21 protein-coding genes are annotated in these 17,310 nt (G+C 71.1%); 5 read left to right on the plus strand and 16 right to left on the minus strand.

Annotation, left to right across the window (positions count from 1 at the left end; genetic code table 11):
• The first annotated feature begins 31 nt into the window (after positions 1-31).
• Together SRB5_RS09390 and SRB5_RS09395 are read left to right on the plus strand one after the other, a co-directional pair.
• Complete coding sequence (locus tag SRB5_RS09390; RefSeq protein WP_228389924.1) at positions 32-1,222, plus strand: family 2 encapsulin nanocompartment cargo protein terpene cyclase; 1,191 nt, start codon at positions 32-34, stop codon at positions 1,220-1,222.
• 30 nt (positions 1,223-1,252) lie between these two features.
• Positions 1,253-2,134, plus strand: a complete 882-nt coding sequence (locus tag SRB5_RS09395) for a geranyl diphosphate 2-C-methyltransferase (protein ID WP_323377384.1) — start codon at positions 1,253-1,255, stop codon at positions 2,132-2,134.
• A gap of 52 nt (positions 2,135-2,186) precedes the next feature.
• On the opposite strand, the gene SRB5_RS09400 is transcribed toward SRB5_RS09395, so the two are convergent.
• The 11 genes from SRB5_RS09400 to SRB5_RS09450 form a co-directional block, all read right to left on the minus strand.
• On the minus strand, positions 2,187-2,780 hold the full coding sequence (locus tag SRB5_RS09400) for a cysteine hydrolase family protein (RefSeq protein WP_153451030.1): 594 nt from the start codon (positions 2,778-2,780) through the stop codon (positions 2,187-2,189).
• Positions 2,777-3,493: a FadR/GntR family transcriptional regulator gene (locus SRB5_RS09405; RefSeq protein ID WP_153451031.1), complete on the minus strand. Its 717-nt coding sequence runs from the start codon at positions 3,491-3,493 to the stop codon at positions 2,777-2,779. Before SRB5_RS09405 ends, SRB5_RS09400 begins: the two co-directional genes overlap by 4 nt.
• Positions 3,490-4,587, minus strand: a complete 1,098-nt coding sequence (locus tag SRB5_RS09410) for an amidohydrolase family protein (RefSeq protein ID WP_323377387.1) — start codon at positions 4,585-4,587, stop codon at positions 3,490-3,492. The genes SRB5_RS09405 and SRB5_RS09410 overlap by 4 nt, the downstream gene beginning before the upstream one ends.
• Positions 4,580-4,909 (minus strand): extradiol ring-cleavage dioxygenase, encoded by a 330-nt coding sequence (locus SRB5_RS09415; RefSeq protein WP_153451032.1) that lies wholly within the window; start codon positions 4,907-4,909, stop codon positions 4,580-4,582. The genes SRB5_RS09410 and SRB5_RS09415 overlap by 8 nt, the downstream gene beginning before the upstream one ends.
• A gap of 25 nt (positions 4,910-4,934) precedes the next feature.
• Entirely contained in the window at positions 4,935-5,780 is an 846-nt protein-coding gene (locus SRB5_RS09420; RefSeq protein WP_153451033.1) for a DODA-type extradiol aromatic ring-opening family dioxygenase, read from the minus strand.
• A gap of 94 nt (positions 5,781-5,874) precedes the next feature.
• On the minus strand, positions 5,875-6,891 hold the full coding sequence (locus SRB5_RS09425; protein WP_153451034.1) for an ABC transporter substrate-binding protein: 1,017 nt from the start codon (positions 6,889-6,891) through the stop codon (positions 5,875-5,877).
• Positions 6,892-6,931: 40 nt separating this feature from the next.
• The gene (locus SRB5_RS09430; RefSeq protein ID WP_194292884.1) at positions 6,932-7,879 is read right to left on the minus strand and encodes an MBL fold metallo-hydrolase; all 948 of its coding nucleotides are present in this window, start codon (positions 7,877-7,879) and stop codon (positions 6,932-6,934) included.
• A 42-nt stretch (positions 7,880-7,921) separates the two neighbouring features.
• On the minus strand, positions 7,922-8,710 hold the full coding sequence (locus SRB5_RS09435) for an ABC transporter ATP-binding protein (RefSeq protein WP_153451036.1): 789 nt from the start codon (positions 8,708-8,710) through the stop codon (positions 7,922-7,924).
• A gap of 28 nt (positions 8,711-8,738) precedes the next feature.
• A complete protein-coding gene (locus tag SRB5_RS09440) occupies positions 8,739-9,515 on the minus strand; it encodes an ABC transporter permease (RefSeq protein ID WP_153451037.1) in 777 nt (258 codons plus the stop codon).
• Positions 9,515-10,348: an ABC transporter permease gene (locus tag SRB5_RS09445; protein ID WP_153451038.1), complete on the minus strand. Its 834-nt coding sequence runs from the start codon at positions 10,346-10,348 to the stop codon at positions 9,515-9,517. The genes SRB5_RS09440 and SRB5_RS09445 overlap by 1 nt, the downstream gene beginning before the upstream one ends.
• Positions 10,349-10,457: 109 nt before the next feature.
• Entirely contained in the window at positions 10,458-11,945 is a 1,488-nt protein-coding gene (locus SRB5_RS09450) for an NAD(P)/FAD-dependent oxidoreductase (RefSeq protein ID WP_153451039.1), read from the minus strand.
• Positions 11,946-12,216: 271 nt separating this feature from the next.
• Between SRB5_RS09450 and SRB5_RS09455 the strand changes: the two genes are divergently transcribed.
• Entirely contained in the window at positions 12,217-13,425 is a 1,209-nt protein-coding gene (locus SRB5_RS09455; RefSeq protein WP_153451040.1) for a S8 family peptidase, read from the plus strand.
• 37 nt (positions 13,426-13,462) lie between these two features.
• Here SRB5_RS09455 and SRB5_RS09460 read toward each other — a convergent pair whose 3' ends face one another.
• The 3 genes from SRB5_RS09460 to SRB5_RS09470 all read right to left on the minus strand — a co-directional run bounded on the left by SRB5_RS09460 (position 13,463) and on the right by SRB5_RS09470 (position 15,585).
• Complete coding sequence (locus tag SRB5_RS09460; protein ID WP_153451227.1) at positions 13,463-14,641, minus strand: RNA polymerase sigma factor; 1,179 nt, start codon at positions 14,639-14,641, stop codon at positions 13,463-13,465.
• Positions 14,642-14,743: 102 nt separating this feature from the next.
• Entirely contained in the window at positions 14,744-15,085 is a 342-nt protein-coding gene (locus tag SRB5_RS09465; RefSeq protein WP_153451041.1) for a YciI family protein, read from the minus strand.
• On the minus strand, positions 15,082-15,585 hold the full coding sequence (locus SRB5_RS09470; protein WP_153451042.1) for an SRPBCC family protein: 504 nt from the start codon (positions 15,583-15,585) through the stop codon (positions 15,082-15,084). The genes SRB5_RS09465 and SRB5_RS09470 overlap by 4 nt, the downstream gene beginning before the upstream one ends.
• A gap of 207 nt (positions 15,586-15,792) precedes the next feature.
• On the opposite strand from SRB5_RS09470, the gene SRB5_RS09475 reads away from it, so the two are divergent.
• Complete coding sequence (locus tag SRB5_RS09475) at positions 15,793-16,008, plus strand: DUF4177 domain-containing protein (RefSeq protein ID WP_153451043.1); 216 nt, start codon at positions 15,793-15,795, stop codon at positions 16,006-16,008.
• Between the two features lie 67 nt (positions 16,009-16,075).
• On the opposite strand, the gene SRB5_RS09480 is transcribed toward SRB5_RS09475, so the two are convergent.
• A complete protein-coding gene (locus SRB5_RS09480) occupies positions 16,076-16,279 on the minus strand; it encodes a cold-shock protein (RefSeq protein ID WP_153451044.1) in 204 nt (67 codons plus the stop codon).
• A gap of 330 nt (positions 16,280-16,609) precedes the next feature.
• Here SRB5_RS09480 and SRB5_RS09485 point away from each other — a divergent pair, with 330 nt between their 5' ends.
• Positions 16,610-16,831, plus strand: coding sequence for a hypothetical protein (locus SRB5_RS09485; RefSeq protein WP_153451045.1), 222 nt, complete (start codon positions 16,610-16,612; stop codon positions 16,829-16,831).
• Between the two features lie 26 nt (positions 16,832-16,857).
• Here the strand turns inward: SRB5_RS09485 and SRB5_RS09490 are convergent, their stop codons facing one another.
• Positions 16,858-17,280, minus strand: coding sequence for a secondary thiamine-phosphate synthase enzyme YjbQ (locus SRB5_RS09490; protein WP_153451046.1), 423 nt, complete (start codon positions 17,278-17,280; stop codon positions 16,858-16,860).
• Positions 17,281-17,310: the final 30 nt, after the last annotated feature.

Raw genomic sequence — 17,310 nt, forward strand, 5'->3', positions numbered from 1 at the left:
CCGCCCCTCCCCCAGGACCAAGGAGTCACGGATGGTCTCCCGACCGCTGCCGGGCCCGCCCGCGGTGCCACGCCCCCCGTCCGCCCCCGACCCCGTCCCCGACGCCGCCGTGCCCGCCCCCGCCCCGTCCCTGGAGCGCATCCTGTACGGCCCCAGCGGCCTCGGTACGGCGGCGCTCCAGCTGATCCCCCGCATCCCCGGCGCCGAGCCGGAGGCACCGGAGCCGGGCGGGAAGCCCGCGCCCGGTGATCCGGTGCCGGGGCTCTACTTCCACCCCGTACCCGAGCCCGACCCGGTGCGGGTGGAGGAGGTGGGCCGGCGGATCCGGGAGTGGGCGGTGGACGAGGTGCGGGCGGTCCCGCCGGAGTGGGAGGACCAGTTCGACGGCTTCTCCGTCGGCCGGTACATGGTCGCCTGCCATCCGGACGCCCCCACGATCGACCATCTGATGGTCGCCACCCGGCTGATGGTCGCGGAGAACACGGTCGACGACTGCTACTGCGAGGACCACGGCGGCTCCCCGGTCGGTCTGGGCAGCCGGCTGCTGCTGGCCCACACGGCGCTCGACCATGTGCACACGACGAAGGAGTACCAGCCGGCGTGGTGCGACTCGCTCGCCTCGGACGCGCCGCGGCGCGCCTACGCCTCGGCGATGGACTACTTCGTCCGGCAGGCCACTCCCTCGCAGGCCGACCGGTTCCGGCACGACATGGCCCGGCTGCACATGGGGTACCTCGCGGAGGCCGCCTGGGCGGAGGCGGAGCACATCCCCGAGGTGTGGGAGTACCTGGCGATGCGCCAGTTCAACAACTTCCGCCCCTGTCCCACGATCACCGACACCGTCGGCGGCTACGAACTGCCAGCGGACCTGCACGCCCAGCCGGCCGTGCAACGGGTCATCGCCCTGGCCGGCAACGCGACCACCGTGGTCAACGACCTCTACTCGTACACCAAGGAGCTCAAGAGCCCCGGCGTCCACCTCAATCTGCCCGTGGTGATCGCCCGGCGCGAGGGGCTGGGCGAACGGGACGCCTATCTGAAGGCGATCGACGTCCACAACGACCTGATGCACACCTTTGAGACCGAGGCCGCCGAGCTGGCCGCCGCCTCTCCCCTGCCGAGCGTGCTGCGCTTCCTGCGGGGGGTGGCCGTCTGGGTCGACGGAAACCACTACTGGCACCAGACCAACACCTATCGCTACACCCTGCCCGATTTCTGGTAAGAACCCTTCCGGCAAGAAACGGATACCCGCGTGACCAGCACCGAGCACACCACCGTCCCCGCCACCGCGTTCGTCCCGGCCCCGGCGTCGCCCTACCAGGGGGACATCGCCCGCTACTGGGACCACGAGGCCAGGCCCGTGAACCTGCGCCTCGGCGACGTCGACGGGCTCTACCACCACCACTACGGGATCGGTGACGTCGACCACGCAGCCCTCGGGGACTCGGGGGACAGCGCGTACGAGAAGAGGCTGATCGCCGAGTTGCACAGGCTGGAGTCCGCGCAGGCCGACGTCCTCATCGACCATCTGGGCAGTCCCGGGAGCGACACCACGCTCGTGGACGCCGGATGCGGGCGGGGCGGTTCGATGGTGATGGCCCACCAGCGGTTCGGCTGCCGGGTGGAGGGCGTCACCCTGTCGTCCAAACAGGCCGACTTCGCCAACCGGCGGGCCCGTGAGCTGCGGATCGAGGACCGGGTACGGGCCCGGGTCTGCAACATGCTCGACATGCCCTTCGACACGGGGCAGGCGTCGGCCTCGTGGAACAACGAATCGTCCATGTACGTGGATCTGCAGGACCTGTTCGCCGAGCACGCCCGGATCCTGGGGACGGGCGGCCGCTATGTGACGATCACGGGCTGCTGGAACCCGCGCTACGGGCAGCCGTCGAAGTGGGTGTCGCAGATCAACGCGCACTTCGAGTGCAACATCCACTCGCGCCGCGAGTATCTGCGCGCGATGGCCGACAACCGGCTGGTGCCGCAGTCGGTCGTCGACCTGACGGCCGCGACCCTCCCGTACTGGGAGCTGCGTGCCACGTCCTCGCTGGTCACGGGCATCGAGGAGGCGTTCATCAACTCGTACCGGGACGGTTCGTTCCAGTATCTGCTGATCGCGGCCGACCGGGTCTGACCCGGCCGGACCGCGAGCGCCGGGCCCGTCCCCCGACGGGCCCGGCGCCGTCTCAGCCGGCGCCGCCCACGGGCAGGGGCAGCGCCTCCGACGCCGTGCCGGCTATCCGCGCGAACACGGTGCCCATGACCCGCAGGCTGTTCTCGTGCAGGTCGGGGAAGTAGCCGGCCACCGCGTCGCGGACCACCACGGCCCGGTAGTCGCGGAAGAAGGCGTCGCGCACGGTGGACTCCACGCAGAAGTCCGTCCGCACCCCCGCGACCACCAGGGTGTCGGCGCCCAGCTCGGTCAGCGTCGCCTCCAGACCGGTGCGGTGGAAGGAGCTGAACCGGGTCTTGCGCACGAACCGGTCGGCCGGCCGTACGTCGAGCCCGTCGACCGGCTCGCAGCCCCAGGTGCCGGCCCGCAGCCCCGCGGTGGCGAGGAACGGGCTGCGGCTCGCGAGGAGGCCGACCTCCGCGTCGTCGGCCCACTCCATCGTGACCCACACCACCGGCACGTCCTGTTCGCGGGCGCGGGCGACGAGGGTGTTGATGTTCGCCACGAGCCCGTCGAGATCGTCGACGACCAGGCCCGCCCCGGCGAACACCCCCCGCGGGTGACAGAAGTCGTTCTGTACGTCGATGACGACGACCGCGGGCGTCATTCCGCCTCCCCGTCGGGCGTCATGAGCGCGAAGTGGGCGGCGATCGCGCGGGTCAGCCGGGCCTCGTCGCGGCCGGCGATCGCGTCGACGAGCTGCTTGTGGATCAGCGCTCCCGTGTGGGTGTCCAGCGGCCGCTCCCCCACGGCGGCCACCCGCTGCAGCCGGCTCTCGACGAACTCGAGCATCGACTGGTACGTGTGCCGCAGCACCTGGTTGGGGACGATCGCCGCGATGTCGCGGTGCAGCTTCCAGTTGGCCCGCATGTACGCGTCGGCGGCGAGGTCGGGCTGCAGCATCTCGTCCACCGTCGCCCGCAGCCGCTCGATGTCCGCCGCGTTGGCGAACCGCGCCGCCTCCCGTACCACGCGCGGTTCCAGCGTGTCGCGCACGACCAGGCAGTCGGCGACCGACACCGCGTCGCCGCTCAGCTCGAGCATCTTGCGGCCCAGCCGGACCAGCGCCGGCGGGGTGGCCACGAAGATGCCGCCCTTGACACCGGGCCGCACGGTGATCAGGCCCCGGTCGCTGAGCAGCCGCAGGGCCTCGTTCAGCGTCGCCGGGGCCACGTCGTACTGGGTGCGCAGCGACTGCTTGGTGCCCAGCCGGTGCCCGGCGCTGAGGCCCTCGTCGAGGATGCGTCGCTCGATGTTCTGCGCGACGCCCACGGCGCGGGACCCGGTATGGGAGTCCGAAAGGAACTCCTTGTTGGTCATGTACGGCCCTCTCGGTGAGGGTGGGGACGGCCCGGGGCCGCCCCGACGGTGGACAGGTCGGTCGGGGTGATACCCGGCAACAATGCCATCGCATTGCCGCCGAGGATCGCTTTGTGCTGATCGGGGGGCAGTCCGAGGGCGCTCACGGTACCGACCGGATCCCGGTCCTCGAGGTCGAACGGGAAGTCCGTACCGAGCAGGATGTTCCCGGCGGAGAAGTCCTCGACCAGGCGGCCCAGGCCCACACCGCTGAAGACGGCGGTGTCGAACAGGAACCGGCTCAGATAGGACGCGGGCGGCTGCTCGCTGACCCGGGCGACCGGCTTGCGCTCCCAGCCGAGGTCCAGCCGCGACGACACGCCGGGGGCGCAGCCGCCCCCGTGTGCCAGGCACATGACCAGTTCGTGCCGGTCCAGCACACCCCCCATGACCAGCCGGGCGACCGCCAGCGCGGTCTCGGCCGGATAGCCCAGCAGCTGCGCGAGGTGGTAGTCCCGCAGCCGCTCGCCGGAGGACACCCGGCTCGGGTGCAGCAGGACGAAGCACCGGCGCCGGGCCAGCGCACCCCACAGCTCCTCGTTGACCGGCGCGTCCAGCTCCGCGCCGCCGCCGTAGGTGCCGGCGGTGGCGCCGGCGAAGCCGAGGCCGGTCAGACAGCGGTCCAGCTCCTCGGCGGCGCCGGGCAGCCCCACCGGGACGGTGGCCAGGCCGACCATCCGGGTGGGGGCCGCCGCGACGAACTCGGCGATCGCGTCGTTGGAGCGCCGTACGACGTCCATCGCCAGCCGGTCGTCCCCGCAGCACGAGGCGAACAGGAACGGCGGGGCCGACACCGCCTGGACGTCGATTCCGGCGGCGTCCATCCGCTCGAGCCGGCTGTCGAGGTCGTACTGGGTCACCGGGTACGGGATGGGGGCGCCCGGCGCCAGTCCGCTGACCGCCGCGTCGAGGTGGACCACACCCGCCGGGAGCGGGCCGAGATCGGCCAGCCCCCGGGCCTGGAGGTCCCGCAGCAGCGGCAGCGGCATGGCGTGGGCGTGGATGTCCGTCGTGGGCACCGGCCCGTCCCCCGTGACGTCGTGCCGGTCAGACACCGCGGCTCGCCATGTAGCCGTCGTACTCGTCGCCCAGCAGCGACCGCAGCAGCGCCGTCGTCGCGTCCGAGGACCCCGTCTTCTCGCCGGTGCCGTGGATCAGCCGGGCCAGCTGCGAGAGCAGGTACGGGTGCACGCCGAGGTTGTGCAGCGCCAGGAAGTCCCGCGCGCGCAGGGCGGTGCGCTCCTCGTCGGTCAGCGGATACTCGGCGAGCACCTGTTCCTGTGACTCCGCGAAGCGCCGGCGCAGCTGTGCGTCCCACTTCAGGTCCTGCACCAGGTCGTTGGTCCGCAGCAGCGGATTGAACCGGTCGAGTGCCATCATCGTCTCCCTAGTGGTCCGGTGCTCACAGCTGCCAGCGCACGGCGCCGACGCCGCAGCGCCACTCGTCGAACGCCACATAGCCCAGCGAGGTGCAGGGCCGCGGTCCGACGGCGCCCATCACGACGCTCCACGACAGCAGCTCGGCCGTACCGCCGGAGCCGGCCTGCTCCATCCGGTCGAAGGTGGCCTCCGCGAGGATGCGCTCGTGGTCGCCCTCGACGAGCAGGTCCATCCACCACCGGTCGAACTTCTCGTCGATCTCCAGATAGCGGCGGCCGCCCGGCTCGTGGCTGAGCCCGCCCGAGCCCAGCAGCCCCACCCGCAGGTCCGCGGGGAGCTCGGTGCGGATCGCCTCGGCCAGCTGCTCGCCGAAGCGGTAGCACGCCTTCTCGTCCGGCAGCGGCGGGACCGTGCAGTTCTGCAGGAGCGGCAGGACGGCGACGCCCGTGTCGGCGATACGGCTCATCGTCACCGGGACGGAGACGTTGTCGTCGTAGCGGAGGCCGTCGGTGCGGCCCCGCAGGTCCAGTCCGCTGTCCCGCAGCGCCTCGAACAGGCGGGTGCCGGCCTCCGGCGCGCCGGGCAGGTCGTAGTCCGCCACGCGCAGCCACGGCTTGAACCACTCGTCCGGGCCCTGGATCCGGTCGGAGAGCGCGAAGGTGAAGTCGGGCAGGTCGCCGACGCGGGCGTTGGCCACGTGGTCGTTGCCGACGATGATCAGCAACTGGGTACCGCTCGCCACGATCTCGTCGTGGATGGCGTCGTAGGCCGCGCGCACGATGCGCCGGTCGGCCTCCGGTGCCTTGTCGAACCATCCGGTGAGGCCGGGAGCATGACTCGCCGCCATCGCGAGACTGATCACTGCCATGTGCTGTTCTCCTTGTACGTACGGCGTGCCCGGCCGGTGGCCGGGGGGACGGTCACGGGACGCCGCCCGTGACCGCCGCCGTTGGTGCCGGGTGTCACTTGTCTTCGAGGACCAGACCGAACTGGGCGTCGAGGTCGGGGTCCTTCTTCAGCAGGCCGTACTCCTTGGACAGATCGGCGAGGGACTGCACGCTCTCCCGGGAGAAGGAGGTGGTCATGTCCGGCAGCGCCATCTTGGCGGCGACCTCGGGAGAGATCTTGGCGACGGAGACGCCGGCGTCGCGGATGCGCTGCTCGTCCTCGTTGAGGTAGTCGATGGCGCGGTCCATGGCCTGCTTGAACTTCTTGATCGTCTCGGGGTTCTTGTCCGCGAACTGCTTGGTCACGAAGGACACCCCGAGCGGCAGCCGCAGCGCGGCCTCCTCGAAGTTGTACGAGATCGGCTTGAGGCCGGCCTTCTTCCCGGCCATCACGAACGGCTCGACCTCCCAGATCGCGTCGACCCGCTTGGCGTCGATGGCGGTGAGCATGTCGGGGAAGGTCAGCTCGGTGAACTTCAGGCTGTCCACGTCCACGCCCTGCTTGACCAGGGATGCCTTGATCGTGGCGTCGCCCAGGCCGTTGAGGGCGTTCACCGCGATGGTCTTGCCCTCGAGGTCCTTCGGCGACTTGATGCCGCTGTCGGGGCGGACCATCACCGCGGAGGTCTTGTGTCCGATGTCGTCGAGCGACGGGGCGGCCTCGTTGGTGGTGGCGATCGAGGTCAGCTGGATGCCCTGCTCGGCGGCCTGCATGACGGTGATCAGGTTGCCGGAGCCGACCTGGATGGTGCCGCTGACCAGCGGCGGGACGCCCTCGGCGGCGCCGGCGGCGCTGACCAGTTTCACGTTCAGGCCCGCGTCCTTGAAGTAGCCCTTCTCCTGGGCCACGTAGTACGGCGCGCTGGCGGCCAGGTTCATGACCGCGACCTTGAGGTCCTTCACGTTCGACTCGGACGACGCGCTGCTGCTGCCGCAGCCCGTGGTGAGTCCGAGAGTGGCGACAAGCGCGGCGCCCAGGGCACCGGCCCTGACGACCGTACGGCGACGGTTCGTTCTTTCCTGCACAGTCATGTGCCTTCGTCCTTTCGGGATGACCGCGGCCGGGCCGGGGTCAGGCGATCCACTCGTAGATGGCGGAGGGTTCGTCGTGGCGCCGGGCGCTGCCGACGGTCACGAGGTTGTCGAGCTGGGCGCCGACCGAGCGGACGACGTTGGGTCCCATCCGGTAGCGCGGCCATGCCTCGAGCACGGCCGCGACGGCCTCCGGCCGGGTGAGCCGGCCGGCCTCGCGCAGCCGCGCGGCGAGGAAGTCCTGCACCCCGGCGAGGTGGATCCGCGAGTCGGCGATGATCTGCGCGCCGCGGTGGGCGGTGCAGACGTTGGCGTGCGCCGTGCCGACGATCTCGGCGCCGCACGCGGCGAAGTAGTCCAGCGACCGCTCGTAGTCGGTCACCGAGCTGTAGTTCGGGTAGAAGTCCGGGCGGCGCAGCAGCGGTGTGCCGTGCCCCTGGAGGGCGTCGCCGGTGAAGAGCACCTTGCCGCGCTCGTGGAAGAAGGCGACGTGCCCGTCGGTGTGCCCGGGGATGTGCTCGACGTGCAGCCGGTGGCCCCGGCCCAGGTCGATCGTCTGCCCGTGCTCGAGCACCTCGTCCACGGCGACGGTGTCCCCGCACAGCCGGCGGATGCGGTCGGTGTGCGCCGCCGGGGGCGTCCAGTACGGGGCCAGCGGGCCCAGGGACTCCGCGAGGTAGCGGTCGACGTCCTGGATCCACGCGGCGTCGTGGGCGTGGGCCAGCACCCTCAGGTTCGGGTTGTGGGCCTTCATGACGCCGTTGCCGCCGAAGTGGTCGTGGTGCCCGTGGGTGACGAGGACCGTGTCCACCTGGGCCAGCGACAGGCCCAGTTCCTTGAGCCCGGCGGCCAGCTGGTGCTCCGGGGTGGTGACGACCCCGGGGTCGATGACCGCGACGGAGTCACCGACGATGACGTACACCTGCATCGGTACGTCCTCGAACTGTGCCTCGATGGCGTAGACGCCGTCGGCGAGTTGTTCCGGCATGATTCCTCTCTCCATGGCGGTGGATGGCGGTGGGCGGCGGTCTCAGGCTTTTGCGAGCGCGCCGGCCGTGACGTCCTCGTCGCGGCGGATGGCGCGGTGGACCGCGGTGCGCAGTTCGATGAACTCGGGCAGGCTCTTGGTCCCGAGCTGGTCGCGCTCGCGGGGCAGGTTCACCGGGAAGACCTTCGCCACCGTGGTGGGCGGCTGGCTGAGCACGATGACCCGGTCGCTGAGGTAGATGGACTCCTCGATGTCGTGCGTGACGAAGACGATCGTCATGTCGTACCGGGACCGGATGTCGAGCATCAGGTCCTCGAGGTCCTCCCGGGTCTGCGCGTCGACCGAGGCGAACGGCTCGTCCATCAGCAGGATGCGCGGCCGGTACGCGATCGCCCGGGCGATGGCCACCCGCTGCTGCATACCGCCGGAGAGCTGCCAGGGGTGGCGGTCGTTCATCCCCTGCAGGCCGACGTCCGTGAGGGCCCGGTCGCAGCGCTCGCGGATCTCGGAGCGGGACACGCCCGCGGCCTCCAGGGGCAGCCGCATGTTCTGCTCGACGGTCAGCCAGGGGTACAGCGAGCGGCCGTACTCCTGGAACACCAGGGCCATGCTGGCGACCGGTTCGATCACCCGGGCCCCGTCGACCCGGACCTCGCCGGTGGTGGGGCTGTCGAGCCCGGACAGACAGCGCAGCAGGGTGGTCTTGCCGCAGCCGGACGGGCCGACCAGGGCCACGAACTCGCCCTCGGTGACCGAGCAGGAGATGTCCCGGATCGCCTCGTGGGGCGTGCTGCCGAGGTACGTCTTGCCGAGGGATTGCACTTCTAGCATCGGGTGGCCTCCTGACCAGTGATGGCGCTCATGAGCGGGTGGTCCCGCGGGGGCCGTGGGAGCGCAGCAGACCGCGCTGTACGGCGACGAACAGGGCGTTGATCGCGAAGCCGATCAGGCCGATCAGCAGCACCCCGGACCACATGTCCGCGAGGGCGAAGGTCCGCTGGGCCTGGATGACGAAGTGCCCGATGCCCTCGGTGCTGCCGACCATCTCGGTCACCACGACCATGATCAGCGCGACGGCCAGGGCGGCCCGGGCGCCGGCCAGGATCTGCGGCAGCGCCCCGGGCAGCTGCACCCGGCGCAGATAGCGCCAGCCGCTGATGCGGTACGCCTTGGCGGTCTGCGACCAGATGACGTCCAGATTGGCCACGGCGGTGACCGTGTTGAGCAGCACCGGCCACACGCACGCCAGGGCGATGAGGCCGACCTTGCCGCTGGAGCCGATGCCGATGACGACGATGGCGGTGGGGATCAGCGCGGTGGGCGGCAGCGACCGCATGAAGTCGATGACGGGGGTCACCGCGCGGCGCAGCCTGGGGCGTACGCCGATCAGCATGCCCAGACCGGCGCCGGCCGCGACGCCGATCAGATAGCCGACGGCCAGCCGCCACATGCTGGGGACCAGGTCACCGGGCACCCGCTCGAAGAGCCAGTTGTCCCGGAAGTGCTGGGTGATGACCTCGAGCGGCGGATAGAACGGGTTGAGCGAGTTCTGCGAACCCAGCCACCAGGCCGCGACCAGCACGGCGAAGACGAGCAGGCCCAGGAGTCGGTGGGCGACCGAGGTGAGACGGCGCATCAGTGGGCCTTCCGGAATTCGGGCCGCCACGACATGAGCCGCTTCTCGACGGCGGCGATGCCGGTGGTGAAGGCGTAGCCGACAATCCCGGTGACCAGGATGTAGGCGTACATCGAGTCGAAGGAGCCGGCGTTGGCGGCCAGCGTGATCTCGTTGCCGAGGCCGGGGGTACGGATCACGATCCCGGCGGTGACCACGATGATCAGGTCGATGGACGAGGCGATCCGGCAGCCCGTCAGCAGATAGGGCGAGGCCGAGGGGACGGTGATCCGGCGGAAGCGCTGCCAGGCGCTCAGGCGGAAGGAGACGGCGGTCTCCCAGCCGACCCGGTCCACGGCCTGGGCGCCGTAGGACGCCTGGACGAGCTGCGGCCACACGCAGGCGAAGACGACCAGCATGAGCGTGGCCTGGTAGCCCGCGCCGAGCACGAGGACCACCAGCGGGATCAGCGCGACCGACGGGATCGGCCGCAGGAACTCGATCACCACGGAGGTCGCCCGGTGCAGCAGCCGGCTGCTGCCGATCAGCAGGCCCAGGGGCACGCCGATCGCGGTGGCGATCACGAATCCCAGCGCCCAGCTGTAGACCGTGGCGCCGAACGAGGACCAGAAGGTCCCGGTGGTCAGCAGGTCGGCCAGCTCCGGCACGATCACGGTGACCGGGGGGATGTACCGCGAGGGCAGTACATCGGTACGGGTGAGGATCTCCCACAGCACGGCCAGACCCAGCACCACCAGCAGGGGTTCGGTCCGGTGCCGCACGGCGGCGGCGCGCCGCCCCGCCGGTCGGGTCACCGCCGGCAGGCGCGCCTCGGCGGTAGCGTCAGCAGCCATCGCCGGCCCCGTCGGGGGTGCGCGGGGGCGTCGTTCGACGTATCACTCGGGCCCTCCATCTGAATTGAGGTGAATCAATTGCTATTGAGTTGCTGTTACGGTCGGCGCGTCACTTGCGCCCGAGCCGGGGCAGGGACGCCGTGGCGAGCCCGGCGACGCGGCGGTCCAGCCAGGCGCCGTCCCGGTCCTGCTTGGCGGCCGCGTCGGTGCGGTCCAGCGCCCCGCTGATGACCCCGCCGAACATCGAGCGCACCGGCTCCGGCGGGAACGTCCGCCGCCGGGTGGCGTTGTAGAGCCGGCCGAGCTCCGCCCACCGGTCGTCGCGTCCCAGCACGGCCGACGTGAGGATGTGCCCCGCGTCGCAGGTGGAGGTGACGCCGTGGCCGGTGAACCCGATCGCGTAGTGCACGCGGTCGTCCGCGCGCAGCCGGCCGAAGTACGGCTGGCCGCTCTCCGCCCGGTCCACGGGACCGCTCCAGGCGTGGGTGACGGGGATGTCCCGCAGCTCGGGGTACAGGTAGCGGAAGTCCGCCTCGACCTTCACGAGGTCCGCGGCCGCGTAGTCGTAGAGGTCGGTGATGTGGTTGCGGTAGGCCAGCGTGTGGCCGGAGCCGCCGACCTGCACCCGGCCGTCCAGGGTCAGACCGCCGGTGTTGACGCGTACGGCGGTGTTGAAGCCGCCCGGCCGCTGGGTCAGGCCGCGCTTCTCGAGGAGCTCGGGGATGGGGTCGGTGGCGACGATGTTCGACGTCACCACCATGACGTCGTTGCGGAACTCGGGCAGGAACGCCATCCAGGCGTTGGCCGCCAGGACGACCTGGCCGGCCCGCACCGAGCCGTTCTCCGTGCGTACGATCACGCCGCTTTCGGCACCGTCGATCGAGGTGACCGCCGTGTGCTCGTGGACGGAGGCGCCGAGCGACAGCACGGCGCGCCGCAGACCGCGGGCGAGCTTGGCCGGCTGGATGCGCAGGGACTCGTCCCGCTGCAGCGCCCCGGCGTAGTAGGGGCCGGCGCCGTACTGCTCGCGCAGCTCCTCGGGGGTCAGCTCGAGGTACGGCGCCTCGACGCCGAGGCGTTCGGCCAGCCGTACCACGCCCCGCCACGCGGGCGCGGCGGCGCGGGTCGTCGCCACCCAGCCCGAGGGGCGCTGGTGCAGTTCGCAGTCGATGCCGTACGTCTCCACCGCGGCCTTGATGTCCTCCGCGGCGCGCAGGTTCTCCCGCACCATCCGCAGCGCGTCGTCCGCGCCCAGCCGGTTCACCAGCAGGGGCAGCGACCGCCACAGGTTGCCGACGCCGCCGTTGTTGCGGCCGCTGGCGCCCGACCCGCACAGGTCGGCCTCCAGCACGGTGACCCGGAGGGTGGGCTCCGCCTCGAGCAGGCGCAGTGCCGTCCACAGGCCGGTGTAGCCGCCGCCGACGACGCAGACGTCGGCGGTCGCGTCGCCGCCGAGCGGGTTCGGCTCCGCGTCGGGCTCGGCGGCCAGGGCCCCGGTGAACCACAGGGACTGGTGCCGGGGCCGGCCCACCGGGCGCTGCCAGCCGCGCAGTTGCACCGATGCCCGGTGGCCCTTTCCACGTACCGCGACCGCCATCAACGCTCCCTCGCGTCATACGAACACAATTGATTGTGCTCATTTGTAGGCGGAGATGAACGGGAGGACAAGGGGTCATGGCGAGATTTATTCGATCGCCGTCGGGAGAGACGCCCAAAGCGGTACGAAACGATCGATCGACCGGCTCGCGTGGCCGGAAACGCGCGACGATCCCGGCCCGCATCCCCGAGGCCGTCTTGTTATGAACGCGTCAATGAATGAGGATCACGTCATCCGGCAGCCCACCCCGTACAGGAGGGACCCACCCGCGATGGCACTGACAGACAGAACCCGGTGGCGGGTCACCGCCGCCTTATCCGCGGCGGCCACCGCCGTCGCCCTCGCCCTGACGGCCGCCGCACCCGGGCAGGCCGCACCGGCCGAGGGCCGGATCATCGGCGCGGGGAACGGCGCGGACGCGGTGCAGGACAGCTACATCGTCGTCCTGAACGAACACTCCGGCCTCACGGCCGCCTCGGCGGCGGGCCACGGCCTCGTCGCCCGCTACGGCGGCGAGATCACCCGCACCTACCGCGCCGCCCTCAACGGCTACGCCGCGCACCTGACCGGGACCGAGGCCCGCCGGCTCGCCGCCGACCCGGCCGTCGCCCGCGTCTTCCAGGACACCACCGTCCACGCGCAGGCCACCCAGCTGAACCCTCCGTGGAACCTGGACCGCATCGACCAGGCGAACCCGCCGCTGGACGGCGCCTACACCTACCCCGACAGCGCCGGGCGGGGCGTCCACGCGTACATCATCGACACCGGAGTGCGCGTCACCCACCAGGACTTCGACGGCCGCGCCTCCTACGGCTACGACGCCGTCGACGGGGACACCTCCGCCGCGGACGGCAACGGCCACGGCACCCATGTCGCGGGCATCGTCGCCGGGAAGGTGCACGGGGTCGCCAAGAAGGCGGAGATCGTGTCCGTCCGCGTGCTGGACGACAGCGGCGCCGGCAGCACCGCCGGGGTGCTGGAGGGCATCGACTGGGTCACCGCGAACGCCGTGAAACCCGCCGTGGCCAACCTCAGCCTGGGCGCCGGCGCCTCCGCCGTCCTCGACGACGCCGTCCGCGCGTCGATCGCCTCCGGCATCACCTACGCGGTCGCCGCGGGCGGTTCCAACGCCGACGCCTCCGCGTTCTCACCCGCCCGGGTCACCGAGGCGCTCACGGTCGGCGCCACCGACACCGCCGACCGCCGCGCCTCCTCCTCCAACTACGGCCCCGTCCTGGACCTGTTCGCCCCCGGCGTGAACATCACGTCCACCTGGAACACGTCCAACACCGCCACCGCCACCCTCTCCGGCACCTCGGTGTCGTCCCCGCACGTCGCCGGCGCGGCGGCCGTCTACCTCGGCGAACACCCCGCGTCCGCACCGCCCGACGTGGCCGCCGCCCTGATCGCGGCGGCGTCCCCGGTGGTCCAGAACCCCGGCCCCGGCTCCCCCGACCTGCTGCTGAGGGTCACCTGGTAGCACCGGCCGGACCTGCGGCGTGGGGGCCGGGGCCAGGTCACCGGCCCCCACGCCCCGGGTCTGCGGTCACAAGCCTCAGCCGGTTGCGGAGGTGACGGCGCTCGGCCTCCGTGGGCGCGAGTTCGAGGGCTTCGCGGTAGCTGTCGCGGGCCTTCGCCGGGTGGCCGGCGCGGCGCAGCAGTTCGGCGCGCGTCGCGTGCAGCAGGTAGTAGCCGTCCAGCTGTCCGGTCCCGGCGATCGCGTCGACCAGGGGCAACGCGGCCTCCGGTCCTTCCGCCATGCCGATCGCGACGGCGTGGTTCAGATCGACGACCGCGCTCGGTGCCACGAGGGCGAGGCGCGCGTACAAGCCGGCGATCTGCCGCCAGTCGGTCTCCGCCGCCACCGGCGCGGTGACATGGCACGCCGCGACGGCCGCCTGGAGCTGGAACGGTCCCGCCGCGCGCCGGCGCAGCGCTCGGTCGAGGATCTCGAGGCCCTCACCGATCAGAGCCTCGTCCCACAGCGAGCGGTCCTGCTCCTCGAGGGTGACCAGATCACCGTTCGCGTCGATACGTCCCGGCCGCCGCGCTTCATGGAGCAGCATCAGCGCGAGCATGCCCTGCGCCTCGGGTTCGTCCGGCATCAGCACCGTGAGCACGCGGGCGAGACGGATGGCCTCCCTCGACAGCCGCGTCTTCCCCGGGTCTCCGTATCCTTCGTTGAACAGCAGATACAGCACGTGGAGTACGGCGGGAAGGCGCTCGGGCAGCAGATGTGCGGGGGGCACCCGAAACGGGATGGCCGCGTGGGCGATCTTCTGTTTGGCCCGGAAGAGCCGTTGGCCCATGGTGCGTTCCGGCACCAGGAAGGCACGCGCGATCTCGGCGGTGCTCATACCCGTCAGGCTCCGCAGGGTGAGCGCCACCTGGGCGTGGAGATTCAGCGCCGGATGGCAGCAGGTGAACATCAACTCGAGGCGCTCGTCCGGGATGTCGCTGTCGCCCGTGTCCGGCGGGGCCTGCTCCGGTTCCGTCGCGGCCACCTCCCGCAGCTTCGCCGCCTCGGTCGACGCACGGCGCATCCGGTCGACCGCGCGGTTGCGCGCGGCGGTGGTGAGCCAGGCCAGCGGCCGGCGCGGGATGCCCGACGTCGGCCAGGTGCGGAGCGCCTGCGCGAACGCGTCCTGGGCGCACTCCTCGGCCAGGTCCCAGTTGCCTCCGGTGAACCGGATCATGGTGGCCACGATCCGGCTCCACCCGTCGGCGTAGATCCCGGCGACGCACTCCTTCACCCGGGATTCCACCCCGAACTCACCTGCCTTCTCCGTCGGTCGCGGTCACTCGTCCTCGTCGGGCCAGAACGGCCGCAACTCGATCATCCCGCCCCACGCCATCGGGTGCTTGGACGCGACCTCGATGGCCTCGTCCAGGTCGGCGCACTCGAGGATGTCGAAGCCGGCCATCAGGTCCTTGGTCTCCGCGTACGGTCCGTCGGTCAGCAGAACCTCACGGTCACGGACGCGCACCGTGGTGGCGTCGCTCGCCGGCCGCGTCCGGCTGCCCGTCAGCCGGATTCCCCTGCCGTCCATCTCCTTGACCCAGTCCTCGATGTCCGGGGCGCCGTCGTCCTGCCCGGGGGTGTGGTCGGGGTCGGTGCACACCAGCATCAGATACTTCATCGCTTCGGTCCATTCGTGGTTTCGGCGGCGCTCATCGCGCCGATCGTGGTGGTCATGTTCCGGCACAGCGTGACGAGGCGGCGACCGAGCGCCTGCGGATCTGCCTCGGCCGCCTCCCGGGCGCCGGTGTTTCCGGGGCCGTGCGTGAACGACTGGAAGACCTCGGTGCTTCCCGCCTCGATGCCCTCGCGCAGCTCGTACCGCCAGGCCGAGCCGACCAGGCCGGCGGCGTCGAGCACCGTCCAGGCGAAGGTGCGCGCTCGCTCGGCCTCGGTGACCACACAGGTCACCGTGCCGACGGAACCGTCGGCAAAGCGGTTGCGGGCGGTGAACCGCGCGCCCGCGGCCGGGCCGGGGGTTTCGCCGGCCCAGGTGCCTCCGATCGTCTCCGGGCTCCACTCACCAATCCGGTCCACCGCGGTGATCAGCTCCCACAGCTGCTCGCGCGGCATCCGGACCGTCAGCGCGATCGCCACCTGTGCACCAGTGACCACGTCCATGGGCGGTCTCCTTTCCCGTTCGTCATGGGGATGACGAACGGGCGTACCGCTCCACTACAGGCTCCCGCGAAGAATTTTCCGGGCCGCGGGCTTCCCCGGCCGGCCGGGGAAGCCCGGCCGTGCCCACCCCGCCGTGCATCGCGGCATCGAACGGTGGTTGGCTGTCCGGGTACCGTCAGTCGGTCCAACCACGGGAAGGCCCCAGCCATGAGCAACCCCACCGCACTCGAGTACAAGGTCGTCACCTTCCGCGAGTCGCTGATCGGCGACGCGCTGGACAGCGGCAAGCTGGAGAAAGTCCTGAACAAGCACGCCGAGGACGGCTGGGCCCTCAAGGCGATCACGTCGGCCGACGTCAAGGGCCGTATAGGGCCCGGTGCGGTCGAGGGCCTGCTGCTCACTCTGGAGCGTCCGCGCCGCTGAAATACCCCGAAAAAATAGGCTGGGCCCCGTATTTCACGGGGCCCAGCCTGTTGAATGCGCCTCAGTGTCAGGCGGGGGTGATGTTCTCCGCCTGCGGGCCCTTCTGGCCCTGCGTGACGTCGAAGTTCACCTTCTGGCCTTCCTGGAGCTCACGGAAGCCCTGGGCCACGATGTTCGAGTAGTGGGCGAAGACGTCCGGGCCGCCCCCGTCCTGCTCGATGAAGCCGAAGCCCTTTTCCGCGTTGAACCACTTCACGGTACCGGTAGCCATGTCACATCTCCTTGGGGTCAGCGCCCGCGGGTCCACACCGTGTGAACCCCTGCGTTGCCACAATGAACCCCGTCCGGAAAGCACCGGAAAAACGAAAAAGCCCGACGGCATACAGCCGCCTGGGCCTTTGAAGTTTCGGGAACCACAACTGCAACTGATGACAAGCCTAGCACGGTGCACGCCATCGACACGAGTTTCCCCCGTCCCGTACCGCAAGACCCCGGACTCCCGAGAAATCGCCCGGCAGGCCCCGGAGCCGAGTCCAACGTTTCGGCCACACCTGCCCCCGCGGGGCGGACCCGCGCGGTTCGTGGGCGCATACTGGGGGCGATGACAAAGCCTCCTGCACCCAAGCGCCATCTGCCCACCAGCCCCTTCGCGGCCCCGGTCACGCCCACGCCCAAGCACTTCGCCGTGGGTGACCAGGTCACCCACGACATGTACGGCCTCGGCCGAGTGATCGGCGTCGAGGACGGAATCGCGGCCTTCGTGGACTTCGGCTCGGCCCAGATGCGGATCCTGAGCCCGTACTCCAAGATGACCAAGCTGTAGTCACCGCACGCGAAACCGCCTCGGAGCTACCCGAGGAACGACAGCCGCACCCGGCGTTCGGCGTTGTCCCGGTTCGTGTCCACCAGGCACACCGACTGCCACGTCCCCAGCGCCAACCTGCCGTCCGTCACGGGCAGGGTGGCGTGCGGCGGGACGAGGGCCGGGAGGACGTGGTCGCGGCCGTGGCCGGGGCTGCCGTGGCGGTGGCGCCAGCGGTCGTCGGCCGGGAGGAGGTCGTGCAGGGCGGCCAGGAGGTCGTCGTCGGAGCCGGCGCCCGTCTCGATGACCGCGATGCCGGCGGTAGCGTGCGGGACGAAGACGTTGAGCAGTCCGTCGCGGCCCGCCGCGGCGCGGCCGAGGAAGGCGTCGATCTCGGCGGTCAGGTCGACGACGCGCTCGCCGGAGCCCGTGGTCAGGGTCAGGACGTGGGTCTGGAATCGATCGGTCATGGCCCCATCGTCGTACGGGCGCGGGCCGGC

The sequence above is a fragment of the Streptomyces smaragdinus genome, assembly GCF_009604385.1.
GTDB lineage: Bacteria > Actinomycetota > Actinomycetes > Streptomycetales > Streptomycetaceae > Streptomyces > Streptomyces smaragdinus.

Coding starts and splice junctions, on each gene's coding strand:
- SRB5_RS09455 (WP_153451040.1), top strand. CDS start 12,217: ATGGCACTGACAGACAGAACCCGGTGGCGGGTCACCGCCGCCTTATCC.
- SRB5_RS09470 (WP_153451042.1), bottom strand. CDS start 15,585: ATGGACGTGGTCACTGGTGCACAGGTGGCGATCGCGCTGACGGTCCGG.
- SRB5_RS09415 (WP_153451032.1), bottom strand. CDS start 4,909: ATGGCACTCGACCGGTTCAATCCGCTGCTGCGGACCAACGACCTGGTG.
- SRB5_RS09445 (WP_153451038.1), bottom strand. CDS start 10,348: ATGGCTGCTGACGCTACCGCCGAGGCGCGCCTGCCGGCGGTGACCCGA.
- SRB5_RS09425 (WP_153451034.1), bottom strand. CDS start 6,891: ATGACTGTGCAGGAAAGAACGAACCGTCGCCGTACGGTCGTCAGGGCC.
- SRB5_RS09465 (WP_153451041.1), bottom strand. CDS start 15,085: ATGAAGTATCTGATGCTGGTGTGCACCGACCCCGACCACACCCCCGGG.
- SRB5_RS09390 (WP_228389924.1), top strand. CDS start 32: ATGGTCTCCCGACCGCTGCCGGGCCCGCCCGCGGTGCCACGCCCCCCG.
- SRB5_RS09450 (WP_153451039.1), bottom strand. CDS start 11,945: ATGGCGGTCGCGGTACGTGGAAAGGGCCACCGGGCATCGGTGCAACTG.
- SRB5_RS09440 (WP_153451037.1), bottom strand. CDS start 9,515: ATGCGCCGTCTCACCTCGGTCGCCCACCGACTCCTGGGCCTGCTCGTC.
- SRB5_RS09435 (WP_153451036.1), bottom strand. CDS start 8,710: ATGCTAGAAGTGCAATCCCTCGGCAAGACGTACCTCGGCAGCACGCCC.
- SRB5_RS09475 (WP_153451043.1), top strand. CDS start 15,793: ATGAGCAACCCCACCGCACTCGAGTACAAGGTCGTCACCTTCCGCGAG.
- SRB5_RS09400 (WP_153451030.1), bottom strand. CDS start 2,780: ATGACGCCCGCGGTCGTCGTCATCGACGTACAGAACGACTTCTGTCAC.
- SRB5_RS09460 (WP_153451227.1), bottom strand. CDS start 14,641: ATGATCCGGTTCACCGGAGGCAACTGGGACCTGGCCGAGGAGTGCGCC.
- SRB5_RS09480 (WP_153451044.1), bottom strand. CDS start 16,279: ATGGCTACCGGTACCGTGAAGTGGTTCAACGCGGAAAAGGGCTTCGGC.
- SRB5_RS09420 (WP_153451033.1), bottom strand. CDS start 5,780: ATGGCAGTGATCAGTCTCGCGATGGCGGCGAGTCATGCTCCCGGCCTC.
- SRB5_RS09430 (WP_194292884.1), bottom strand. CDS start 7,879: ATGCCGGAACAACTCGCCGACGGCGTCTACGCCATCGAGGCACAGTTC.
- SRB5_RS09405 (WP_153451031.1), bottom strand. CDS start 3,493: ATGACCAACAAGGAGTTCCTTTCGGACTCCCATACCGGGTCCCGCGCC.
- SRB5_RS09485 (WP_153451045.1), top strand. CDS start 16,610: ATGACAAAGCCTCCTGCACCCAAGCGCCATCTGCCCACCAGCCCCTTC.
- SRB5_RS09490 (WP_153451046.1), bottom strand. CDS start 17,280: ATGACCGATCGATTCCAGACCCACGTCCTGACCCTGACCACGGGCTCC.